Source organism: Rhodoferax ferrireducens, assembly GCF_003347515.1.
Lineage (GTDB): Bacteria > Pseudomonadota > Gammaproteobacteria > Burkholderiales > Burkholderiaceae_C > Rhodoferax.
The window spans coordinates 12,919-30,238 of sequence record NZ_QEII01000281.1 but is presented as its reverse complement, the minus strand read 5'-3'; the positions used below and the strand labels follow the sequence as shown (position 1 = coordinate 30,238).

The following is a 17,320-nucleotide window of genomic DNA, read 5'->3' as shown; positions in this document are numbered from 1 at the left end:
TCCGCCTCGGTTGAAGGTTTCATGCTTGTCTCCTGCTAAAAATAATTGTTGCAGGCTTCATTCTCAGAATTCGGACCGTCAAAGTATTGAACCGCCTGTGCATATCTCTTGTCCAGAATTGCGGACTGGCTTCATGGCCTCACACGCTGCAGTCAAATTCAATGACTGCGCTCGAATACCAATATCAACGGACACTTCAGGGGCATTCCGCGGTAGTGTCAAGTCCAATTAGGATCATCAGCCGCACGCTCTGACCGGCCGGGCAACACGACATGGGCCGCATTTCGTCACATCTATTGTTCCAAATCGAAACACCTAACACCTAGGGAAAGTACCGATTTGGCAACCCCTTCCCGAGTGACTAACCTCTGAACCCGAACACAGTGAGTTCAGCAGTGCTGTAGAAGAAATCAGCGTTGACTCAAATTCAACAAGGAACAATGATGACCCATCTCTCTCAGAAGACCCTCATGCGGTCGATGACCCTTTGCCTGACGCTGGCAGCAGCAGCAGTCGGCGCGCAGTCGCTGGACAGCCTCAAAAATGATGCCAGCACCCCCGGCGATGTCACCACCTACGGCATGAGCTGGGGCCAGCAGCGGCACTCGGCGCTCAAGCAGGTAAATGCCAGCACCGTCAAGCGCCTGGCGCCCGTGTGGAACCTGAGTCTGGACAATTCGGCCAATGCGTCCAGCCAGCCGCTCGTCATCGATGGCACGATGTATGTTGCGTCCCATACGCACACGCTCGCGATCGATGCCGTCAGCGGCAAGCAAAAATGGAAAACCCCGATTGAGCTACCCGCCGATGTGAATGCCTACCTGTGCTGCGGCACCCAGAGCCGCGGGCTGGCCGCGCTGGACGGCGTGCTGTACCGCACGACGATCGATGCCCATGTGGTCGCCATCAACATGAAAGATGGCAAACAAATCTGGAAGATCAAGGCCGCCGACTACAAGCAAGGCTACAGCATGACACATGCGCCACTGATTGCCGGTGGCATGCTGATCACCGGCATCTCCGGCGGCGAGTACGGCACCCGCGGCTTCATCAATGGCTGGGACCTGAAAACCGGCGAGAAAAAATGGCACCGCTGGACCACCGCCGCACCTGACGAAAAAGGCGGCGACACCTGGAATCCCGACATGTACAAAACCGGTGGCGGCCCGACTTGGCTCACCGGCACCTACGATCCCGAACTGGACCTGGTCTACTGGGGTGTGGGCAATGGTGCCCCATGGAACGCAGCCCAACGCGGCGGCGACTCGCTCTACGTCGACTCGGTGCTGGCAATCCGCCCCTCCAGCGGCGAAATTGTCTGGCATTACCAGTTCTCGCCCGGCGATGCCTACGACTACGACGGCGTGAACGAGCTTGTGCTCGCCGACCTACCGGTGAACGGCAAGTCGACCAAAGTGGTGATGCAGGCCAATCGCAACGGTTTCTTCTACGTGCTTGACCGCACCAGCGGCAAGCTGCTCAAAGCCGACCAGTTTGCACGCAAGGTCAACTGGGCCAGCGGCATCGACATGAAGACCGGCCGCCCAATCGACACCCCGATGACAGCCGCTGTGCGCAAAACCGAGACGCAAACCGACTTCGTCGAAGTCTGGCCCAGCGTTTTTGGCGGCAAAAACTGGATGCCGATGAGCTATGACCCCGGTCGCAAACTGGCCTTCTTCAATACCGTCAACCTGGGCATGAAGGTTAAATATGTCAAGCAGGCCAAGCCGCCGGCCCCGGCCTGGTGGCTAGGCCTTGAGTTGGGCGGCTTCGTGGCACCTGAAGATGGCATGCGTGGCGCGCTCGTCGCCTGGGACCCGACAACGGGCAAGAAGGTGTGGGAAATGCCGAGCAAGTCACCCAACTGGGCTGGTGTGTTGTCGACCGCCAGCGGGCTGGTCTTCACCGGCACACAAACCGGGCAATTCAAGGCCCACGACGCGAAGACTGGCAAAGAGCTGTGGAGCTTCCAGACCGGCTCCGGCATCACCGGCCTACCGATCACCTGGGAAAGCAATGGCAAGCAGTACATCACCGTGTTGAGTGGTGCCGCCACCGTCTACGCCGCACTGGCGGGCGACCCGGAGTTGGCCAACATACCGGCCGGTGGCTCGGTGTGGACTTTCGCGTTACAGCAGCCGTGATCCGCCGCACCCTTATCAGTGCAGTGTTCGCTGCGGCTGCAGCAGGCGCATGGGCACAAGCCCCAGCGTCGGCTCCAGTGGCCGGGCCGACGGCTGAGGCCGGGCGCAAAATCTATACGAGTTTTTGCACCCGCTGCCACGGGGTCAACCTCGCCGTCTCGAGCCCAGCATTCTTCGACCTGCGCACCTTTCCGAGTGGCGACAAGGAACGCTTCGTGCGATCGGTCAGCAAGGGAGTGCGTGCGATGCCGGCCTGGGAGAACATCGTGAAACCCGAGGAGATCGATGCCATCTGGATTTACATCGGATCGGTCAACGGCTGGGGGTCTGACGCTGCAGGTTCTGATAGTTCAGGCGCCAAGGCGACAGGTCAGACTGCTGTGATCGGCACCAACAAGGTGAAGTAGTTGCATTGCTGATTTGCCAATCACTGTTGGCAAGCCCGTTTTGGTGACACAACGCGCCCGCCAACAGTCCATTTCCTGGTCCCGGCTTGCGTGCGAAATTCCTGGATTTGCTCCGGATTGCCGCACGCCATTTCTACCGCCACGGCTGCCACAAACGGCTTAGGTAATACCACCCCTTTACCTGCACAAGCAGAGCGAACCCGGCATCGGCGTTCAAAAAAAAGAGGCACTGACCATGAAAACACAAAGCGCAAAATGCAGTTTGATACTGCTGGGCGCATTGCTAGGCGCCGGTAGCGCCTTGGCGTACGAATCACTCACACAGCAGGTGCAGCAAAAGTTCGAGCAGATCAAGCGCGTCAAGCGCACCACGGTCGACCAAAGTACCTACGGTGACCATGAAAGTCCTATAGTGCGAACGGCACAACTGCGCGATTCGGGACACACGGAATCGTTGATGTTCGTGACCAACACCAACTTCCGCTTCGTCGGCGACATTGGCTTTTACGTGCCCCGCCTGACGCTGAGCCTGCATCCCAACGACCCGGCCTCACCGGTCGTTTTTGATGATCCAACCTCGTTTTATCTGAAGCCGCACGACGGCGAGGTGGTGCTGACGAGTCGCTCGCTGGGTGCTTTGTTCAATGAACATGTCTTCAAATTCGAGGGTGCGCCATTGAAAGATTTGAAACTGGCCACCGCACCGGGCCAGCTCACTCTGTCGGGCCAGTTATTCCGCAGCAAATGGATCCCGTTCGTGATGAAGGGGCCGCTCAAGCTCGAACAGGGGCACTTGCTGCTGTTTACCCCGAGTTTCGTTGAAGTGGATGGCGTGGAGGCGACCAAGGTCCTGCCTGCGGCTAACGTAAAGCTGGACGAACTGCTCAAGGTCGAAGCCGTGGGCGTCAAGCTTATAGGCAACACGATCCACCTCGACGCGCGACAATTGTTTCCGCCACCCAAGCTTGACCTGACGATCAAGGAGGCACGCCTGGAGGCGCGCGGCTTGGTGCTGAGCTTTGCCGACGGGCTCACGCTGGAGGCGCCCAAGACGCGCCAGAACGCCGAGAGCTACATGATCGTCAAAGGTGGCGACGTCAAGTTCATGCGCACCATGCCCGTCAACGTGCTACTGGAGATGACCAGCAAAACCGTGAGCGAGGAACTCGATTTCTGCCTCTATCGCTATCGCGAGCAAGTCGCCGGCGGTTGGCTCAAGTTCGCCACCGACGGCGGCATTTTCGGCTACCTGCAGAACTGCGGCACGCTGGCAAAGAAGGGAACCCAGCCATGAACATCGGCTTTTTCCTGCGCGGTATCGCACGCAATTTCGCCCTGATTGCCATCGCTGGTCTGGCCCTGCCGGCCACGGCACAATCGTTGATAGAACGGCAGCAGACCGAGTTGCACCAGCGGCTGCCGCAGTGGAACAGCCCGCGCATTCCCGAGGGCATGCAAACCGGTGACCTGCGCCGTGCCACGGCGCGCGATTCCGGTGCCCAGGCGCTCTCGCTGTCAGCGCGCAACGTCGATTTCTACCTGACTGGCGACATCGGCTTTCACGTTGACCAGTTAGCCGCCACCCTGGAGCCCGTCAATGCCGGGGAGCCGGTGCAGTTCGACGACCCGCGCACCTTCGTCATCCGCGTCCACCATGGCGAGGTACTGGTGCCACCGAAGGCGCTCAGCGCGCTGTTCAATGCGCACATCTTGGCCTATTCGCCACGGCCCCTGAACAACATGCGCGTCACAACGCAGGATGACGTCCTGAGTGCGCAAGCCGGGCTCAAACTCTGGAGCTGGTTCCCTGGAACCTGGCTCGATGCCTCGCTGGCCGGGCCGATTGCGCTGAACGCCAGCAATGAACTGGTCTTCACGCCGCTGGACATCCACCTGCTCGGTATTCCGTTGGGCGGCCTGTTGCGGGGGCTGGGCATCAAGCTCACCTGGCTGCTCAATGTCGATCGCGAAGGCGCACACCTGATCGACAGTCATCTGGCGCTGGATCACCGCAAGGTCTTCCCACCCCCGGCGCTGGCGGGCAATATCGCTGCGGTGAGGCTATCGCCAGCGGGATTGCACCTGCGCTTTGCAGACAACCCGGTGGCCAAGTTCGCCGAGCCGCCGGAGCCGTCAAACAGCTATCTCTGGCTCCAGTCCGGCGATGCCAAACTGTTCGACGCGATCACGACCAATGCCAATGTAATGATCGTGGACGAGAAAAAGGATGAAGTGCTGCACTTCAACCTCTACGACTACCGCAGGCAGGTCGCCGACAGTAAGCTCTTCATGGGTGAGGACGGCGCCATCATTGCCCGACTGCCATCCTATCATCGCCTTGCCCAGCAAGCTGGGGACAAGCCCCAGTAGCGGTTCATGCCCTATCCAGCCACCAGAGTCGATCGCAAATGAAAGATACCGCCACGCCGGGCAGCAGCGGTGTCGAAGCCTTCGAAGAACCCATCTACGCATCGGTAGCCTCGCGGCAGGCACAGGTGGTGCTCGACCTTCATTACGATATCGGCGGCGGCCTCTACAAAATGTGGGCCAGTCCGAGATCGGTATGGCGGGCGATCATTCTTGGGTGGGAGCGTTCGGGGCATCCGGCCCAGTTGCATTACGGCTGGGACCTCGAACACGCGGTTTCGCTTGACGAGGCGATTCACGAGACCACGCTCAAAGCAGTCAACCTGCTGCAGTTGGATCACGTGGCCTCGCCCCGCATCTTTGAGCCCGGCTGTGGCATTGGCGGCGCCGTGACCACCGTGGCACAACGCCTCCCGAACGCCACAGTCGTCGGCATGTCACTGGTTGCCAGCCAGATCAATGCGGCCCGTTCACGAGCCAGCGCAATCGGTTTAGGCAATACCGAATTCCATGTTGGCAACTATCTCGCCACGCCTTTCGAAACGGCCAGTATGGACGGTATCTATGGCATTGAGGCCCTGTGCTACACGCCGGAAACGGAGCGGCTGGCCTTGTTTGCCGAGTTGTATCGCATCCTCAAGCCCGGCGGCCACCTGGTTGTGCTTGATGGCGTTTCCCTGCGTGCAGCCCGTAACGAGGAGGAAAGGGTCTACATCGCCGATGTGCTTGCCGGCTGGACGATGCCGATGCCCTGCAGCGTCAGCGACTTTGCCGAGTTCGCTCGAATTGCTGGTTTTTCGGTTCTCAGCCAGGAAGACATCACGGCACACGTCATCGGCTCGGCGCGACGGATTAAGAATATTGCGCGTTACCTGCTGCAGCCACTTGCGTTTCTTGCTCGCCTGCCGGGCCTGTCGAACCTGTTGCGGCCCTTGGGCTTCGGCTCTGCGCTGCACGCCCGGCGCTTCGTCAACGCCTGCCTGTCGCAACAGCAGGTGTTTGATCACGGGCTGGGCGCCTACTACGTTCATCTGCTGTGCAAACCACCCGACGCCGCAGCGCATTGATGCCACTTCACCGCACCATCAGCGCGGAAGATTCAGGCAAGAGACGGGCGGCATGGCGTTCAGTCTCAAAGGTTTCACGCATGGCGCGCGCATAGTCAGCGCTATTGAGGTAGGCCAGTTCCTGGTCATACTTGGCCAACTCGGCCATGTGCGCCGAGTCGAACATGGCCACTTTGAACGCCTCGTGCAGGGTTCGCACGATGACCGCATCCATGCCACGCGGCCCGACCAACCCATAAGGCGACATTGCCACGATACCGTGCCCCAGCTCCTTGAGCGTCGGCACCTGCGGCCAGCGTTTGGTGCGTGCCGGACCCAAAGTCACAAGCAAGCGCAACTGCCCTGAATCGACAAAAGGCGCAAAGCCGTTGGAGTTCACGCCGACCATCACCTGACCGGCGACCACCGCCACCATTTGCTCGGCTGTACCCTTGTACGGCACGTGGATGTAGTTCAGACCGTGGCGAGTCAGCAATTCTTCCAGCACCACATGCGGCGTGGTGCCGGTGCCGTTGGTGGAGATGGTGAGCTCGCCCGGCCGGGCCGCGGCAAACGCGAGCACCTCACCAAAACTGCGAAACGGGCTGCCCACGGGCACTACCATGCCGAACGTCACGCCACTGATCTGGATGATGGGCGAGGTGTCGCGGATCGGGTCCCACAGCACCTTCTGCACGTGCGGCATGCGGAACACCGGATGGGGCAGTTGCGCGATGGCGTAGCCATCGGGTGCGGCCTGCAGCAACACCGGCATAACCAGGGTACCGCCCGCACCGGGGCGGTTTTTCACAATCACCTGCTGGCCAAGATGCTCGCCCGCCAGTTCGGCCAAAAGACGCATCATGAGGTCGGTCGCGCCGCCGGCGGGCCAGGGCACCCACAGCGTGATCGGGCTGCGCGGAAAGCCGCCCTCGCCCGGCTGGGCACGAAGGCCGGGTGCAACCGCCCAGGCAGAGGCGGCCATGACCAGCCGCAGTGCCGCTCGTCGCGAAAATACGTGGCTGCTGGCATTCATGCCCCGCCCCGTTTGGTCAAGCCGCCAAAGCCGCGCTGCGGGTCATAGCCCCAGCAGGCGAGCGTGAAGCACAGCACCAGCGTGCTCAGCACCACCCAGGGCGCCAGGGCCGGGTCTTTGCCATACAGCGCGAAGCGGATCCATTCCACTGCGTACGTGAACGGGTTGAACTGCGCCAGGCGATAGACCCAGGTGGCCCCCGATTCCTCCAGCTTCCACAAGGGATACAGCGCGGTGGACAGAAAGTACATCGGGAAAATGACGAAGTTCATGGTGCCGGAAAAGTTCTCCATCTGCTTGATATAAACCGACAGCAGCAGACCCAGCGAGGCCAGCATCAACGCCACGGCGGTGGTCGCCACCAGCGCATGCACCAGTGGCCAGCCCGACAACGGCAGCACGGTGCCCAGCAGCGCCGCCACCGCAACAAATGCCGCCACCTGCGCCAGGCTCAGCATTGCGGTGGCCACCAGTTTGGACAACAGCAGCCACCAGCGCGGCAGGGGTGCCGTCAGCAACAGCCGCATCAGGCCCATCTCACGGTCGTAGACCATGGCCAGCGAGGACTGCATGCCGTTGAACAGCAACACCATGCCGATCAGGCCGGGCGCGATGTAAACGTCATAGGGAATATAGGTGTCATAGGGCTCAACGATGGCAACACCAAACACGTTGCGAAACCCGGCGGCGAACACCGCCAGCCACAGCACCGGCCGCACCAGTGCTGACACCAGCCGCCCTTTTTGCTGCCAAAACTTCAGCAGCTCACGCAGCACGATGGCCCGCAAGGCTTGAAAGGCATGAACGATGCCGCCGACCTGGCGCGTCATGGTCTGACCCTGCAGAGTGAGTCCGCCGCGTCGGCACCCAGGGTGTCGAGCACATTGCGGGGGTGCAACACGCCCTCCACCGGCGCGCTGCCGATGACGCCAACCCCGTCGGTCAGCAGCAGCGGCTGGCGCAGCTGCCGGTCCCACGGGCGAAAGCCCAGGCGCACGCCCTTAAAGCCGTCAAGGGCGAAGTCGGGTCGGCTCAGGGCCTTCAACACCTGCGTCGCGCCCGTCTGGCCCGGCTGTTCGAGGGCCGCCTGCAGCACGGCCTTGGCTGCCATGTAGGCCGCCCAGTCGGCGCTGGTCATCGGCCGCTGGGCGGCGCGCGCAAAGCGGCGCGCCAGTTGCGGCGCGCCAAAGCGCTCAAAATGTGGTGCCCAGGCTTCGGCCACCAGGCCGGCATCGCCCACCACCGGACGCGCCAGCGCGGTGCGGTACGGCAGGCCGCGGGCAAATTCGCCATCGCTGTCCACCATCCAGACGGCGTCATGGTCGGCGCCGCCGGTGAGCAGTAGAGGGTTGGCCAGATCGCGTTCGCGCGGGTCGGCCGAGAGCTTGAAGGGCTTGAGACCGACCGTCTTCAGACCGTAGCGCTTGAGCGCGGCTTGCACCAGCGCCAGACGGCTGGCATCGGCCGCACGCGGCCCGTGCAGCAGCAGGATGCGCGTCCATTTGTGCGCCAGCAGCGCCTGCGCCAGCGCGTCGGCCCGCATCCGGTCGCCCGGCAGCGTGTGAAACAGGTGCGCCAGGCAACCCTGCTGGCGCGGCGCCTCATCCGGCTCGCCGGCATTGAGCAGCGGCACAGTGACCGCCGGTGCGGCCACCGCGATCCAGGCCGCCGGCAGGTCCAGCACCACGGCTGCGGCGCCCTGCTTCGCCAGCTGTTGCAACACCCCCCTGGCGTCAGCCGCCGAGCGCGCCGCGCGCACCACGACTTTCACCTGGAGCCGGGCGGCATCCAGCTCAAACTGACTTTCTTTCACAGCCATCTCGACCGCCTGCGCCAGCGGCCCGCCGGGCTGCCCCGGATACGCCAGCTCGACGCGCCGGGGCTCAAGGCGCTCGTCGTCTTCACGCTGCAACACCCCCAACGTCAAATTGGCGGCGGCGGCCTGCAACGCCAGCATCAACATCACCAGGCAAACAAGTGTCTTAGTCATCCACTACCACCGTGTGCGGCACGCGGCCCACAGGCACCGTCTTCAGCGCCTTGAGCGCCGCGGTGTCGATCACCGTCAGGTCGTCCGACAAGCCATTGGTGACAAACAGCTCGGAGCCGTCCCGGTTCAGCCCCAGGCCCCAGGCCCGCTTGCCGACCAGCACGAGCCCGCTCGTCTTGCGCGCGGCCACGTCAACGAAAGCCACGTGGTTGGCACGCCCCAGGCCGACATACATGGTCTTGCCATCGCGCGCGAGCACCAGGCCCACCGGCGTGATGTCATCCGGGCGCATGCCTTTGACTTCAAACCGCAGCGTGGCCGCCACCGCGAGGTCCTTGACCGAGATGATGCTCACGCTGCTGCCGAGCTCATTCGTGACCCACAATTCGCTGGCGTCGGCGTTGAACGCAAAGCGCCGTGGCCGTTGGCCCACCGCAATGTTCTTGACGATCTGCAGGCTGCTGGTGTCGATCACGTGCACCATGTTCGCGACCTCGGAGCTCACGTACACGCGCTTGCCGTCGGGCGACAGCTTGACCCCTTCGGGTTCCTTGCCGACCTGTACGCTCTTGATCTTCTTCCTGGCCCGGATGTCGAAGATGTTCAGTGCGCCCTCCTCCTCGGCCGACACGTAGGCTAATCTGCCATCGGGCGACAGATCGAAGATTTCCGGGTCATCGCCCAGCGGGACGCTGCCCACCGACTTGCGGCTGGCCAGGTCGATCAGGTCGGCCCGGCTGGAATCGCTGCACGCCACCATCAACTGCAGCCCGCCGGGCAGCAACTGCATGTGGCGCGGGCGCTTGCAGGTGGCAATGCTGCCGACAACCTTGAGCGTCTTCACGTCGACGAGAGTGATTGCGTGATCCTTCTCACTCGATATGTAGGCCAGACCCGTGTCTTTGGCCTGCGCGGCGGCAACCAGCGCGGTCAGGACGAGCCCGACCAGCAGGGGACTTTTCATCATGGATGTGGCTTCCTTCATCAGGGTTGTGGGTTCGAGTGCTTGGGTGCATCCGGGGTGGCGGCAATGAACGCGGCTTCGAGCGTCGCCCCGCCCAAGGCACGGGTGACTTCGGCGGGCGTGCCATCGGCCAGCAATTGCCCACGGTGCAGCACCAGCACGCGGTCGGCGCCTTCGGCCTCGGCCACCAGGTGGGTGGCCCACAACACCGTCACGCCGCGCAGCTTCACTTCATCGTGCAGGTTGTCCAGCAGGTCACGGCGCGATTTCGGGTCCAGCCCAACGGTGGCCTCGTCCATCAGCAACAGATCAGGCCGGTGCAGCAGGGCGCGCACCAGCTCGACCTTGCGCCGGTTGCCGCCCGAAAGTTCGCGCACTGGCCGCGCCATATCGTTGTCCAGGCCAAACCGCGCCGCGTCCTGCACGATGCGCTCTGCTGCCAGCGCGCGCGGCAAGCCCTGCAAATCGGCCTGAAACTGCAGGTTGCGCGCGACGCTCAGGTCCAGGTCCAGCGACTGCTGCTGGAACACCACCCCGATGTGCGCCAGCGCCCGGCGCGGCTCGCGCCGCAGCGACAAGCCGGCCACTTCGACATCGCCCTCATCGGCCGCGAAAAGCCCGGTCAAAACCTGGAACAAGGTGGACTTGCCCGCCCCGTTGGGGCCGAGCAGTGCGACGAAGCTGCCGCGCTCCAACCCGAAGGTCAGCGACTGCAATGCCGCCTGCTCGCCGTAGCGTTTGGTAAGACCTCGTACTTTTAACATGCGCTGATTTTTACACAAGGCCAAGCGGTGGTGGCCCGGCTCGGGCGCTCGCTTTGGCTGGGCTTACACCTGAATCAAACCCCAGCGCAGCGCCACCAGCGTCAGCTCGGACTGGTTGCTGGCGCCCAGCTTCTGCTTCACGTGGTACAGATGGGTGCCGACGGTGCTCGGGGAAAGACTCATGTGGCTGGCGATCTGCGCCACGCTCATGCCGCGCGCGAGCTGGATGAAGACCGAGAATTCGCGTTCGCTCAGCATGTCGGACGGACTCGCTTCGCCTTCCATCTGCGCCAGCACCAGCGCCTGCGCGGTTTGCATGTCGACAAAGCGTTCACCGCGCGCCACCGTCTCCACCGCGGCAATCAGCGCCTCGGGTGCGCTGCGCTTGGCCAGATAGCCGAGCGCGCCGGCGCGCATGACGCGCCGCGGATGCGCCGTGTCTTCATGCGCCGACAAGGCCAGCACCCGCGCTTTGGGATCTTGCGCGAGCAGCCGGCGCACCGCCTCGATCCCGCCCATGCCGGGCATCGACAAATCCATCACCACCACGTCGGGTTTGATTAGCGGGTAGTCGCGGCAGGCCTCCTCGCCACTACCAGCCTCGGCGACCACCTCGATTTTTCCTGCCACTTGCGCGCCGGCCAGCAGCATGCGAAAGCCCATGCGCACCATCGCATGGTCGTCAACCAGCATCACCTTGATCATGAAAACTCCAATGGCAGCGTCACCCGCAACTCAACGCCCCGCGGCGCATGCGCGGCCACCCGCACCTCGCCGTGCAGGGCCTCCACCCGTTCCGTCAGCCAGCGCAAACCGTAGTGTCCGGCGCGCTGCGACCAGTCATCCGCCAGGCCGGATCCGTCGTCAAGCAGCAGCAGCTCGACCCGCTCGCCGCGCCGGCCCAGCACCAGCCGCAAGTGGCGCGCCTGCCCGTGCCGCAAGGCATTGGTGATGCCTTCCTGCGCCGCGCGGTACAAGGCCAGCGCCGCATCGTCTTGCAGCTTGACGTCGGCCAGGTCAAGATCGAGATCGATCTGCAGCCCGGCATGCGCGCGCTGCGTGCGCTCGACCAGGTCACCGAGCGCCTCGGCCAGGCCGAACTTGTCGAGCACCAGCGGCGTCAGCCTGGGAATCAGCCCGTGCATCGCGTCGTACAGCCGCGCCGCCTCTTCGGCAATCAGCCGTGCCGCCGGTTCGGACCTGGGGTCGTTCATCTGCACGATGGCCAGCGCCATGCTGCGAATCGCGGTCACCGACTGGGCCAGTTCGTCATGCAGTTCACGCGCGATCATGCGGCGCTCCTGCTCAATATGGTGCTCGATCCAGCGCGACAGTTCCCGGTTGTCGGACAACTGGCGCTCGGCGCGCACGGCGCGGTGCTCGGCCGCGATATTCTCGCGCAGCACGCCGACCATGCGGTTGAATGCTGATCCAATCGCTGCCGCCTCGGTGCCCTTGAAGCGCGGCAACTGAACATCGAAATGGCCCGCTTCGAGCGTGTTGAGCGCCGCAACAATTTGCCCAAACGGCCGCACCGTGCGTCCCAACACCCAGAACACCAGCCCGTTGAGGGCGGCAAACAGGGCCAGCAGGCCGGCCAGCAGCAGCGCCGCATCGTCCCAGGCATCCAGGGCGGCGCGCGACGCGTTCGAATGCACGACCAGCCTGGCACCGGCAAAATCGATGGTTCGCACCGAGGGCGGGGGCGAGATCAGCGATTCGAACCAGGCGGGCGCGTCACGGCCCGCCTTGTACACCGACGGCGGCGAGCGATACAGCTCGCGCCCGTCAACGTCGTACAGCGTGATGTCGTTGGAGCGCACGCGCCCGACGTTCTGCAAAAATCCAAGGATAGCCGGCAAGCCCTGCTCCTGATAGCGCCAGGCGGTGCGATTGAGCAATTGGGTTGCCACCAGGTTGGCCGCAACGACTTCCTCGTGAACCGATGCGCGCATGCTGCGCCACTGCAGGGCGACAACACCGACAAGGAACACGAGGGTCAGCGCGCCGACGATCAGGTTGATTTTCAGGCGCAGGCTCACCGCGCGTCTCCCGCACCGAAATCACCGTGCACGGCGTAGCCATCGAGCGCGCCGACCATCGCCGCCACCATCGCCGGATGCGAGGGGTCGTGGCCGGCACCCTCGACCCAGCGAAGCCGGCTGTGCGGCAGTCGGCACTGCACGGCCTGCGCCGACTCGGGCCGGCAAACGCGGTCGGCCAGGCCGTGCAGCAGCAGCGTCGGCACGCTTTGCACCTCGGCGCAACGGTCGAGCAACGGCGGCGCGTCGAGCCAGCAGCGATGCAGGAGGTAGTGGCTTTGCACGCGGTAGCGATCAATCAGCCCGTCCAGCAGCGCGTCGCCTGGATCGTCTGGCACACCGGCGCCGGCCAGCGCCTGTTCCCAGCGCCACCAGGCCAGCGCCGCTGCGCCGGCTTGCGCTCGCTCACCCTGTGCCAGCGCCTGCGCCAGGAAGGGCAACATCGCTTCCTGCTGGCGGGCTGGCGCGACGGCGGCGAAGCGCGACCAGGCCTGCGGCTCCAGGGCGCGCGCGCCCTGGAAAAACCAGTCGATGTCCTGCTCGCGGGCGAGGAACACCGCGCGCAGCAACAGTGCGGTCACCGCTTCGGGTTCGGCGGCCGCATGCGCCAGCGCCAGCGTCGCGCCCCACGATCCGCCCACCACCAGCCAGCGCGAAATAACCAGATGCGCGCGCACCAGGCGCAAGTCACGCAGCAGGTGCGCCGTTGTGTTGTGCGCCACACTGCCGCGCGGGCGGCTCAGGCCCGCGCCACGCTGGTCAATGCAGACCACGCGGTAGCGACCGGGATCGAAGTACCGGCGCAACAGCGGCGCGCAACCAGACCCTGGCCCGCCATGCAGCACCACCACAGCCACGCCGTCGGCGCAGCCGTGCTCCTGCACGTGCAGCACATGGCCTTTGCCCACGGGCACCTCGTGCCTGGCAAACGGCGGGAAATCGGGGTACAGGGCACGGGCAGGCATAGGGGCCAGTGTAACGATTGGCGCCGTCCCCTTGTCACGTCGATTCATGAAAATCATGAGGTAAAACTCATGCCATCCACCGTTGGTAAAAGTGCTCAAAACGGCGAGTATCATTCAATGGGATTCAATCCCCGCAGCAGCCACCCGGCACTGTGACACCCGCCTTCTGAAGGATCTACACCATGCAATGGCAAACCCCCACCGCGATTGATTTCCGCTTCGGCTTTGAAATCACGATGTACATCGCCACTCGCTGATCCCGGTCAGTCCGCCGGGGCAACCCGGTGGACTGCATCTTCATTCAGTAATGCCCCTTTTCCAACCCCACCCGCAGAAACCTGCCTCTGCGCGGCCCCGGCCAGGCGCACAGTCTTTGCTGGATCCTCATCAGGAACGCTCCCGTTTTGAAAGTCCATGTTCTAGGTTCCGCCGCAGGCGGTGGCTTCCCCCAGTGGAACTGCAATTGCCCCAACTGCGATGGCTTGCGCAAGGGCACGAAGCGCGTCACAGCGCGCACGCAATCATCCATCACCGTCAGCGGTGACGGCAGCAATTGGGTGCTGTTCAACGCCTCGCCCGACATCCTGCAGCAAATCCGCGAATTCCCGGCCCTGCAACCGGCCCGCAGCCTGCGTGACACGGCCATCCGCGCGGTCTTCCTGATCGACGCGCAGATCGACCACACTACTGGCCTGTACATGCTGCGCGAGCACCGCCAGCCGCACGAACTGTGGTGCCACGCCCTGGTGCGCGAAGACTTGAGCAGCGGCAACCCACTGCTCAAGGTGCTGGAGCATTACTGCGGTGTCAACTGGCATGATGTGCCTCTGCAAGGCAAAGGCTTTGCCATGCCCGGTGTGCCCGGCCTGCACTTCAACGCGCTGCCGCTCATCAGCAATGCGCCGCCTTATTCACCGCACCGCGACCACCCGCAACCCGGTGACAACGTCGGCGTGACCCTCACTGACACGGCTTCGGGCAAACGCCTGTTCTACGCCCCCGGCCTGGGCGAGATGGAACCGCATGTCTGGGCCGCGATGCTGGCGGCCGACTGCGTGCTGGTTGATGGCACCCTGTGGACCGACGATGAAATGATTGCGCTGGGCGCCTCGAAAAAGACCTCGCGTGCCATGGGCCACCTGCCGCAAAGCGGTCCCGGCGGTATGCTGGAGTGGCTCGATCAGTTGCCTGCCAGCACGCGCAAAGTCCTGATTCATATCAACAACACCAACCCCATCCTTGATGAAGACAGTCCGCAACGGCAGGAGCTGACGCGCCATGGCATCGAGGTGTCTTATGACGGCATGGAGATAGAACTATGAGCAACACGCCCGCACCGTGGAGCAAGGAAGAATTCGAAAATAAGCTGCGTGGCAGGAGCACCGGCTACCACATCCACCATCCCTTCCACCTGATGATGGCCGAGGGCAAGCTCACGCGCAAACAGTTGCAGGGCTGGGTCGCCAACCGCTTCTACTACCAGATATCGATCCCGATCAAGGACGCGGCGATCCTGTCGAACTGCAATGACCGCGAGATCCGGCGTGAGTGGATCCAGCGCATTCTGGACCACGACGGCTACAACATCGGCGGCATCCAGGATCCGGGCGGCATTGAAGCCTGGATCCGCCTGGGCGAAGCCGTTGGACTGTCGCGCGACGATGTCACCTCCTTGCGCTATCTGGCACCGGCAGCACGTTTCGCGGTCGATGCCTATGTCAACTTCGCCCGTCGTCAGCCCTGGCAGGAAGCCGTGGCCTCCAGCCTGACCGAGCTGTTCGCGCCGCACATCCACCAGCAGCGCATCGACACCTGGCCAAGCCAATACCCCTGGGTCGATCTTGCCGGCCTGCACTACTTCAAGCAGCGCCTGACCCAGGCTCGACGCGATGTGGCGCACGGCCTCCGTTTCACGCTGGACTACTTCAGCCAGACCCGCGCCCTGCAGGAGCGGGCGCTGGAAATTCTCCAGTTCAAGCTCGACGTGCTGTGGGCGCTGGCCGACGCCATCATGCTCAGCCAGTGCGAGATCGAGATCAAGGGGCCCAAGGCGGCTGCCGCAGCGCACAGCGCGGAGGTGACTTCATGACCGCACCGCAGACAGCCATGGGCCTGGAGGCCCGGCCCCATGTGGCGGGTCATTTCCGCCTGCAGTGGGAAGAGGTGCAAAAAGCCTGGGTGCTGCTCTACCCCGAAGGCATGGTCAAGCTCAACGGCAGCGGCGGCGAAATCATGCAGCGCCTGGACGGGGAGAAAACCGTGCAGGCCCTGATCGATGAGCTGGAGCATCAGTTCGACACCTCGGGGCTGGCTGCCGATGTACTGGATTTTCTGGCGATTGCACAACGCCAGGGCTGGGTCAAGCCATGAGCGCCGCCTCGGCTGCGACCGGCATCGCCGCCGCCACCCAGCCCGGCCCGCCGCTGTGGCTGCTGGCCGAGCTGACCTACCGCTGCCCGCTGCACTGCGTGTTCTGCTACAACCCGGTGGACTTTGCCAAGACCAGCACCGAGCTGTCGACCGGGGACTGGCTGCGCGTGCTGCGCGAGGCGCGTGCCGCCGGCAGCGTGCAGTGCGGCTTCTCCGGCGGCGAGCCCATGCTGCGCGACGACCTCGAAGAGCTGGTCGCCGAGGCCCATCGACTGGGCTTCTACACCAACCTGCTGACCTCGGGCGTCGGGCTGACCGAAACGCGCGCCGCCGCGCTGAAGGCAGCAGGGCTGGACCACATCCAGCTCTCGTTCCAGGATTCGACGCGCGAGCTCAACGACTTCCTCTCGCACACTAAGACCTTCGACCTGAAACGCCGCACCGCCGAGATCATCAAGGGCCACGGCTGGCCCATGGTGCTCAACTGCGTGATCCACCGGCTCAACATCGACTACATCGGCCAGATCATCGAGCTGGCGGTCGAGCTCGGCGCCGAATACCTGGAACTGGCCAACAGCCAGTATTACTCCTGGGCCGAGATCAACCGCGATGGACTGCTGCCGTCGCGCGAGCAGTTGGAGCGGGCCGAGCGCGTCACCAACGACTACCGCGAAAAACTCGGCGACAAAATCCGCATCTTCTTCGTGGTGCCCGACTATTACGAAACCCGCCCCAAGAAATGCATGAACGGCTGGGGCAATGTGTTTTTGACCATCACCCCCGACGGCACGGCGCTGCCTTGCCACACCGCCAAGATGCTCAAGATGCTCAAGGGCATGGCCTTCCCCAACGTGCGGGAGATGAGCGTCCAGGACATCTGGCACGCCTCGCCGGGCTTCAAGCACTTCCGCGGCGACAGCTGGATGAAAGACCCCTGCCGCAGTTGCCCGGAGAAGGAAAAAGACCTGGGCGGCTGCCGTTGCCAAGCCTTCATGCTCACGGGCGATGCCGCCAACACCGACCCGGTGTGCGACAAGTCGCCGTTTCACCCCGTTGTGCAAGAGGCCGTGGCCTACGCCCAGGTGCCCGATGCCCAGCGCACCGTGGTCAAGCCCCTGGTGTTTCGCGACCCCAGGGTTTCGCGCCAACTGGCCGAAGCAGGCAGCCCTCCACTCAAATAGCCGAGCCATTGCGCCGGATATATTCACCCAGCGCTGCAGTC

Annotated in this window: 18 protein-coding genes; 10 read left to right on the top strand and 8 right to left on the bottom strand. The window is 63.6% G+C overall.

Going from position 1 to position 17,320, the window contains the following annotated elements:
* Nucleotides 1-470: 470 nt before the first annotated feature.
* From C5P05_RS16210 to C5P05_RS16190, 5 genes are all read left to right on the top strand, one after another.
* Complete coding sequence (locus tag C5P05_RS16210; protein WP_114970887.1) at nt 471-2,147, top strand: PQQ-dependent dehydrogenase, methanol/ethanol family; 1,677 nt, start codon at nt 471-473, stop codon at nt 2,145-2,147.
* Nucleotides 2,144-2,554, top strand: a complete 411-nt coding sequence (locus tag C5P05_RS16205) for a c-type cytochrome (protein ID WP_157979356.1) — start codon at nt 2,144-2,146, stop codon at nt 2,552-2,554. Before C5P05_RS16210 ends, C5P05_RS16205 begins: the two co-directional genes overlap by 4 nt.
* 235 nt (nt 2,555-2,789) lie before the next feature.
* On the top strand, nt 2,790-3,848 hold the full coding sequence (locus tag C5P05_RS16200; RefSeq protein ID WP_114970885.1) for a hypothetical protein: 1,059 nt from the start codon (nt 2,790-2,792) through the stop codon (nt 3,846-3,848).
* Nucleotides 3,845-4,924 carry a hypothetical protein gene (locus tag C5P05_RS16195; RefSeq protein ID WP_114970884.1) on the top strand — a complete coding sequence of 360 codons (1,080 nt, stop codon included), beginning with the start codon at nt 3,845-3,847 and terminating at the stop codon, nt 4,922-4,924. Before C5P05_RS16200 ends, C5P05_RS16195 begins: the two co-directional genes overlap by 4 nt.
* A 38-nt stretch (nt 4,925-4,962) precedes the next feature.
* Entirely contained in the window at nt 4,963-5,988 is a 1,026-nt protein-coding gene (locus tag C5P05_RS16190) for an SAM-dependent methyltransferase (protein WP_114970883.1), read from the top strand.
* Between the two features lie 7 nt (nt 5,989-5,995).
* Here the strand turns inward: C5P05_RS16190 and C5P05_RS16185 are convergent, their stop codons facing one another.
* The 8 genes from C5P05_RS16185 to C5P05_RS16150 form a co-directional block, all read right to left on the bottom strand.
* Nucleotides 5,996-7,003 (bottom strand): tripartite tricarboxylate transporter substrate binding protein, encoded by a 1,008-nt coding sequence (locus C5P05_RS16185; protein ID WP_114970882.1) that lies wholly within the window; start codon nt 7,001-7,003, stop codon nt 5,996-5,998.
* Entirely contained in the window at nt 7,000-7,833 is an 834-nt protein-coding gene (locus C5P05_RS16180; protein WP_114970881.1) for an ABC transporter permease, read from the bottom strand. Before C5P05_RS16180 ends, C5P05_RS16185 begins: the two co-directional genes overlap by 4 nt.
* Nucleotides 7,830-8,993 (bottom strand): branched-chain amino acid ABC transporter substrate-binding protein, encoded by a 1,164-nt coding sequence (locus tag C5P05_RS16175; protein WP_114970880.1) that lies wholly within the window; start codon nt 8,991-8,993, stop codon nt 7,830-7,832. The genes C5P05_RS16180 and C5P05_RS16175 overlap by 4 nt, the downstream gene beginning before the upstream one ends.
* Complete coding sequence (locus tag C5P05_RS16170) at nt 8,986-9,960, bottom strand: PQQ-dependent catabolism-associated beta-propeller protein (protein ID WP_232834528.1); 975 nt, start codon at nt 9,958-9,960, stop codon at nt 8,986-8,988. Before C5P05_RS16170 ends, C5P05_RS16175 begins: the two co-directional genes overlap by 8 nt.
* A gap of 17 nt (nt 9,961-9,977) precedes the next feature.
* Nucleotides 9,978-10,721 carry an ABC transporter ATP-binding protein gene (locus C5P05_RS16165; RefSeq protein WP_114970878.1) on the bottom strand — a complete coding sequence of 248 codons (744 nt, stop codon included), beginning with the start codon at nt 10,719-10,721 and terminating at the stop codon, nt 9,978-9,980.
* Between the two features lie 63 nt (nt 10,722-10,784).
* A complete protein-coding gene (locus tag C5P05_RS16160; RefSeq protein ID WP_114970877.1) occupies nt 10,785-11,426 on the bottom strand; it encodes a response regulator transcription factor in 642 nt (213 codons plus the stop codon).
* Complete coding sequence (locus C5P05_RS16155; RefSeq protein WP_114970876.1) at nt 11,423-12,763, bottom strand: HAMP domain-containing protein; 1,341 nt, start codon at nt 12,761-12,763, stop codon at nt 11,423-11,425. The genes C5P05_RS16160 and C5P05_RS16155 overlap by 4 nt, the downstream gene beginning before the upstream one ends.
* On the bottom strand, nt 12,760-13,785 hold the full coding sequence (locus C5P05_RS16150) for an alpha/beta fold hydrolase (protein ID WP_114970891.1): 1,026 nt from the start codon (nt 13,783-13,785) through the stop codon (nt 12,760-12,762). The genes C5P05_RS16155 and C5P05_RS16150 overlap by 4 nt, the downstream gene beginning before the upstream one ends.
* A gap of 125 nt (nt 13,786-13,910) precedes the next feature.
* Here C5P05_RS16150 and pqqA point away from each other — a divergent pair, with 125 nt between their 5' ends.
* The 5 genes from pqqA (at nt 13,911) to pqqE (ending at nt 17,279) form a co-directional block, all read left to right on the top strand.
* Nucleotides 13,911-13,985, top strand: coding sequence for a pyrroloquinoline quinone precursor peptide PqqA (gene pqqA, locus C5P05_RS35300; protein WP_114970890.1), 75 nt, complete (start codon nt 13,911-13,913; stop codon nt 13,983-13,985).
* A gap of 147 nt (nt 13,986-14,132) precedes the next feature.
* A complete protein-coding gene (gene pqqB, locus C5P05_RS16140) occupies nt 14,133-15,050 on the top strand; it encodes a pyrroloquinoline quinone biosynthesis protein PqqB (RefSeq protein WP_114970875.1) in 918 nt (305 codons plus the stop codon).
* On the top strand, nt 15,047-15,817 hold the full coding sequence (gene pqqC / locus C5P05_RS16135; protein ID WP_114970874.1) for a pyrroloquinoline-quinone synthase PqqC: 771 nt from the start codon (nt 15,047-15,049) through the stop codon (nt 15,815-15,817). Before pqqB ends, pqqC begins: the two co-directional genes overlap by 4 nt.
* Nucleotides 15,814-16,098, top strand: coding sequence for a pyrroloquinoline quinone biosynthesis peptide chaperone PqqD (gene pqqD, locus C5P05_RS16130; protein ID WP_114970873.1), 285 nt, complete (start codon nt 15,814-15,816; stop codon nt 16,096-16,098). Before pqqC ends, pqqD begins: the two co-directional genes overlap by 4 nt.
* Nucleotides 16,095-17,279, top strand: coding sequence for a pyrroloquinoline quinone biosynthesis protein PqqE (pqqE, locus tag C5P05_RS16125; RefSeq protein ID WP_114970872.1), 1,185 nt, complete (start codon nt 16,095-16,097; stop codon nt 17,277-17,279). Before pqqD ends, pqqE begins: the two co-directional genes overlap by 4 nt.
* Nucleotides 17,280-17,320 lie beyond the last annotated feature (41 nt).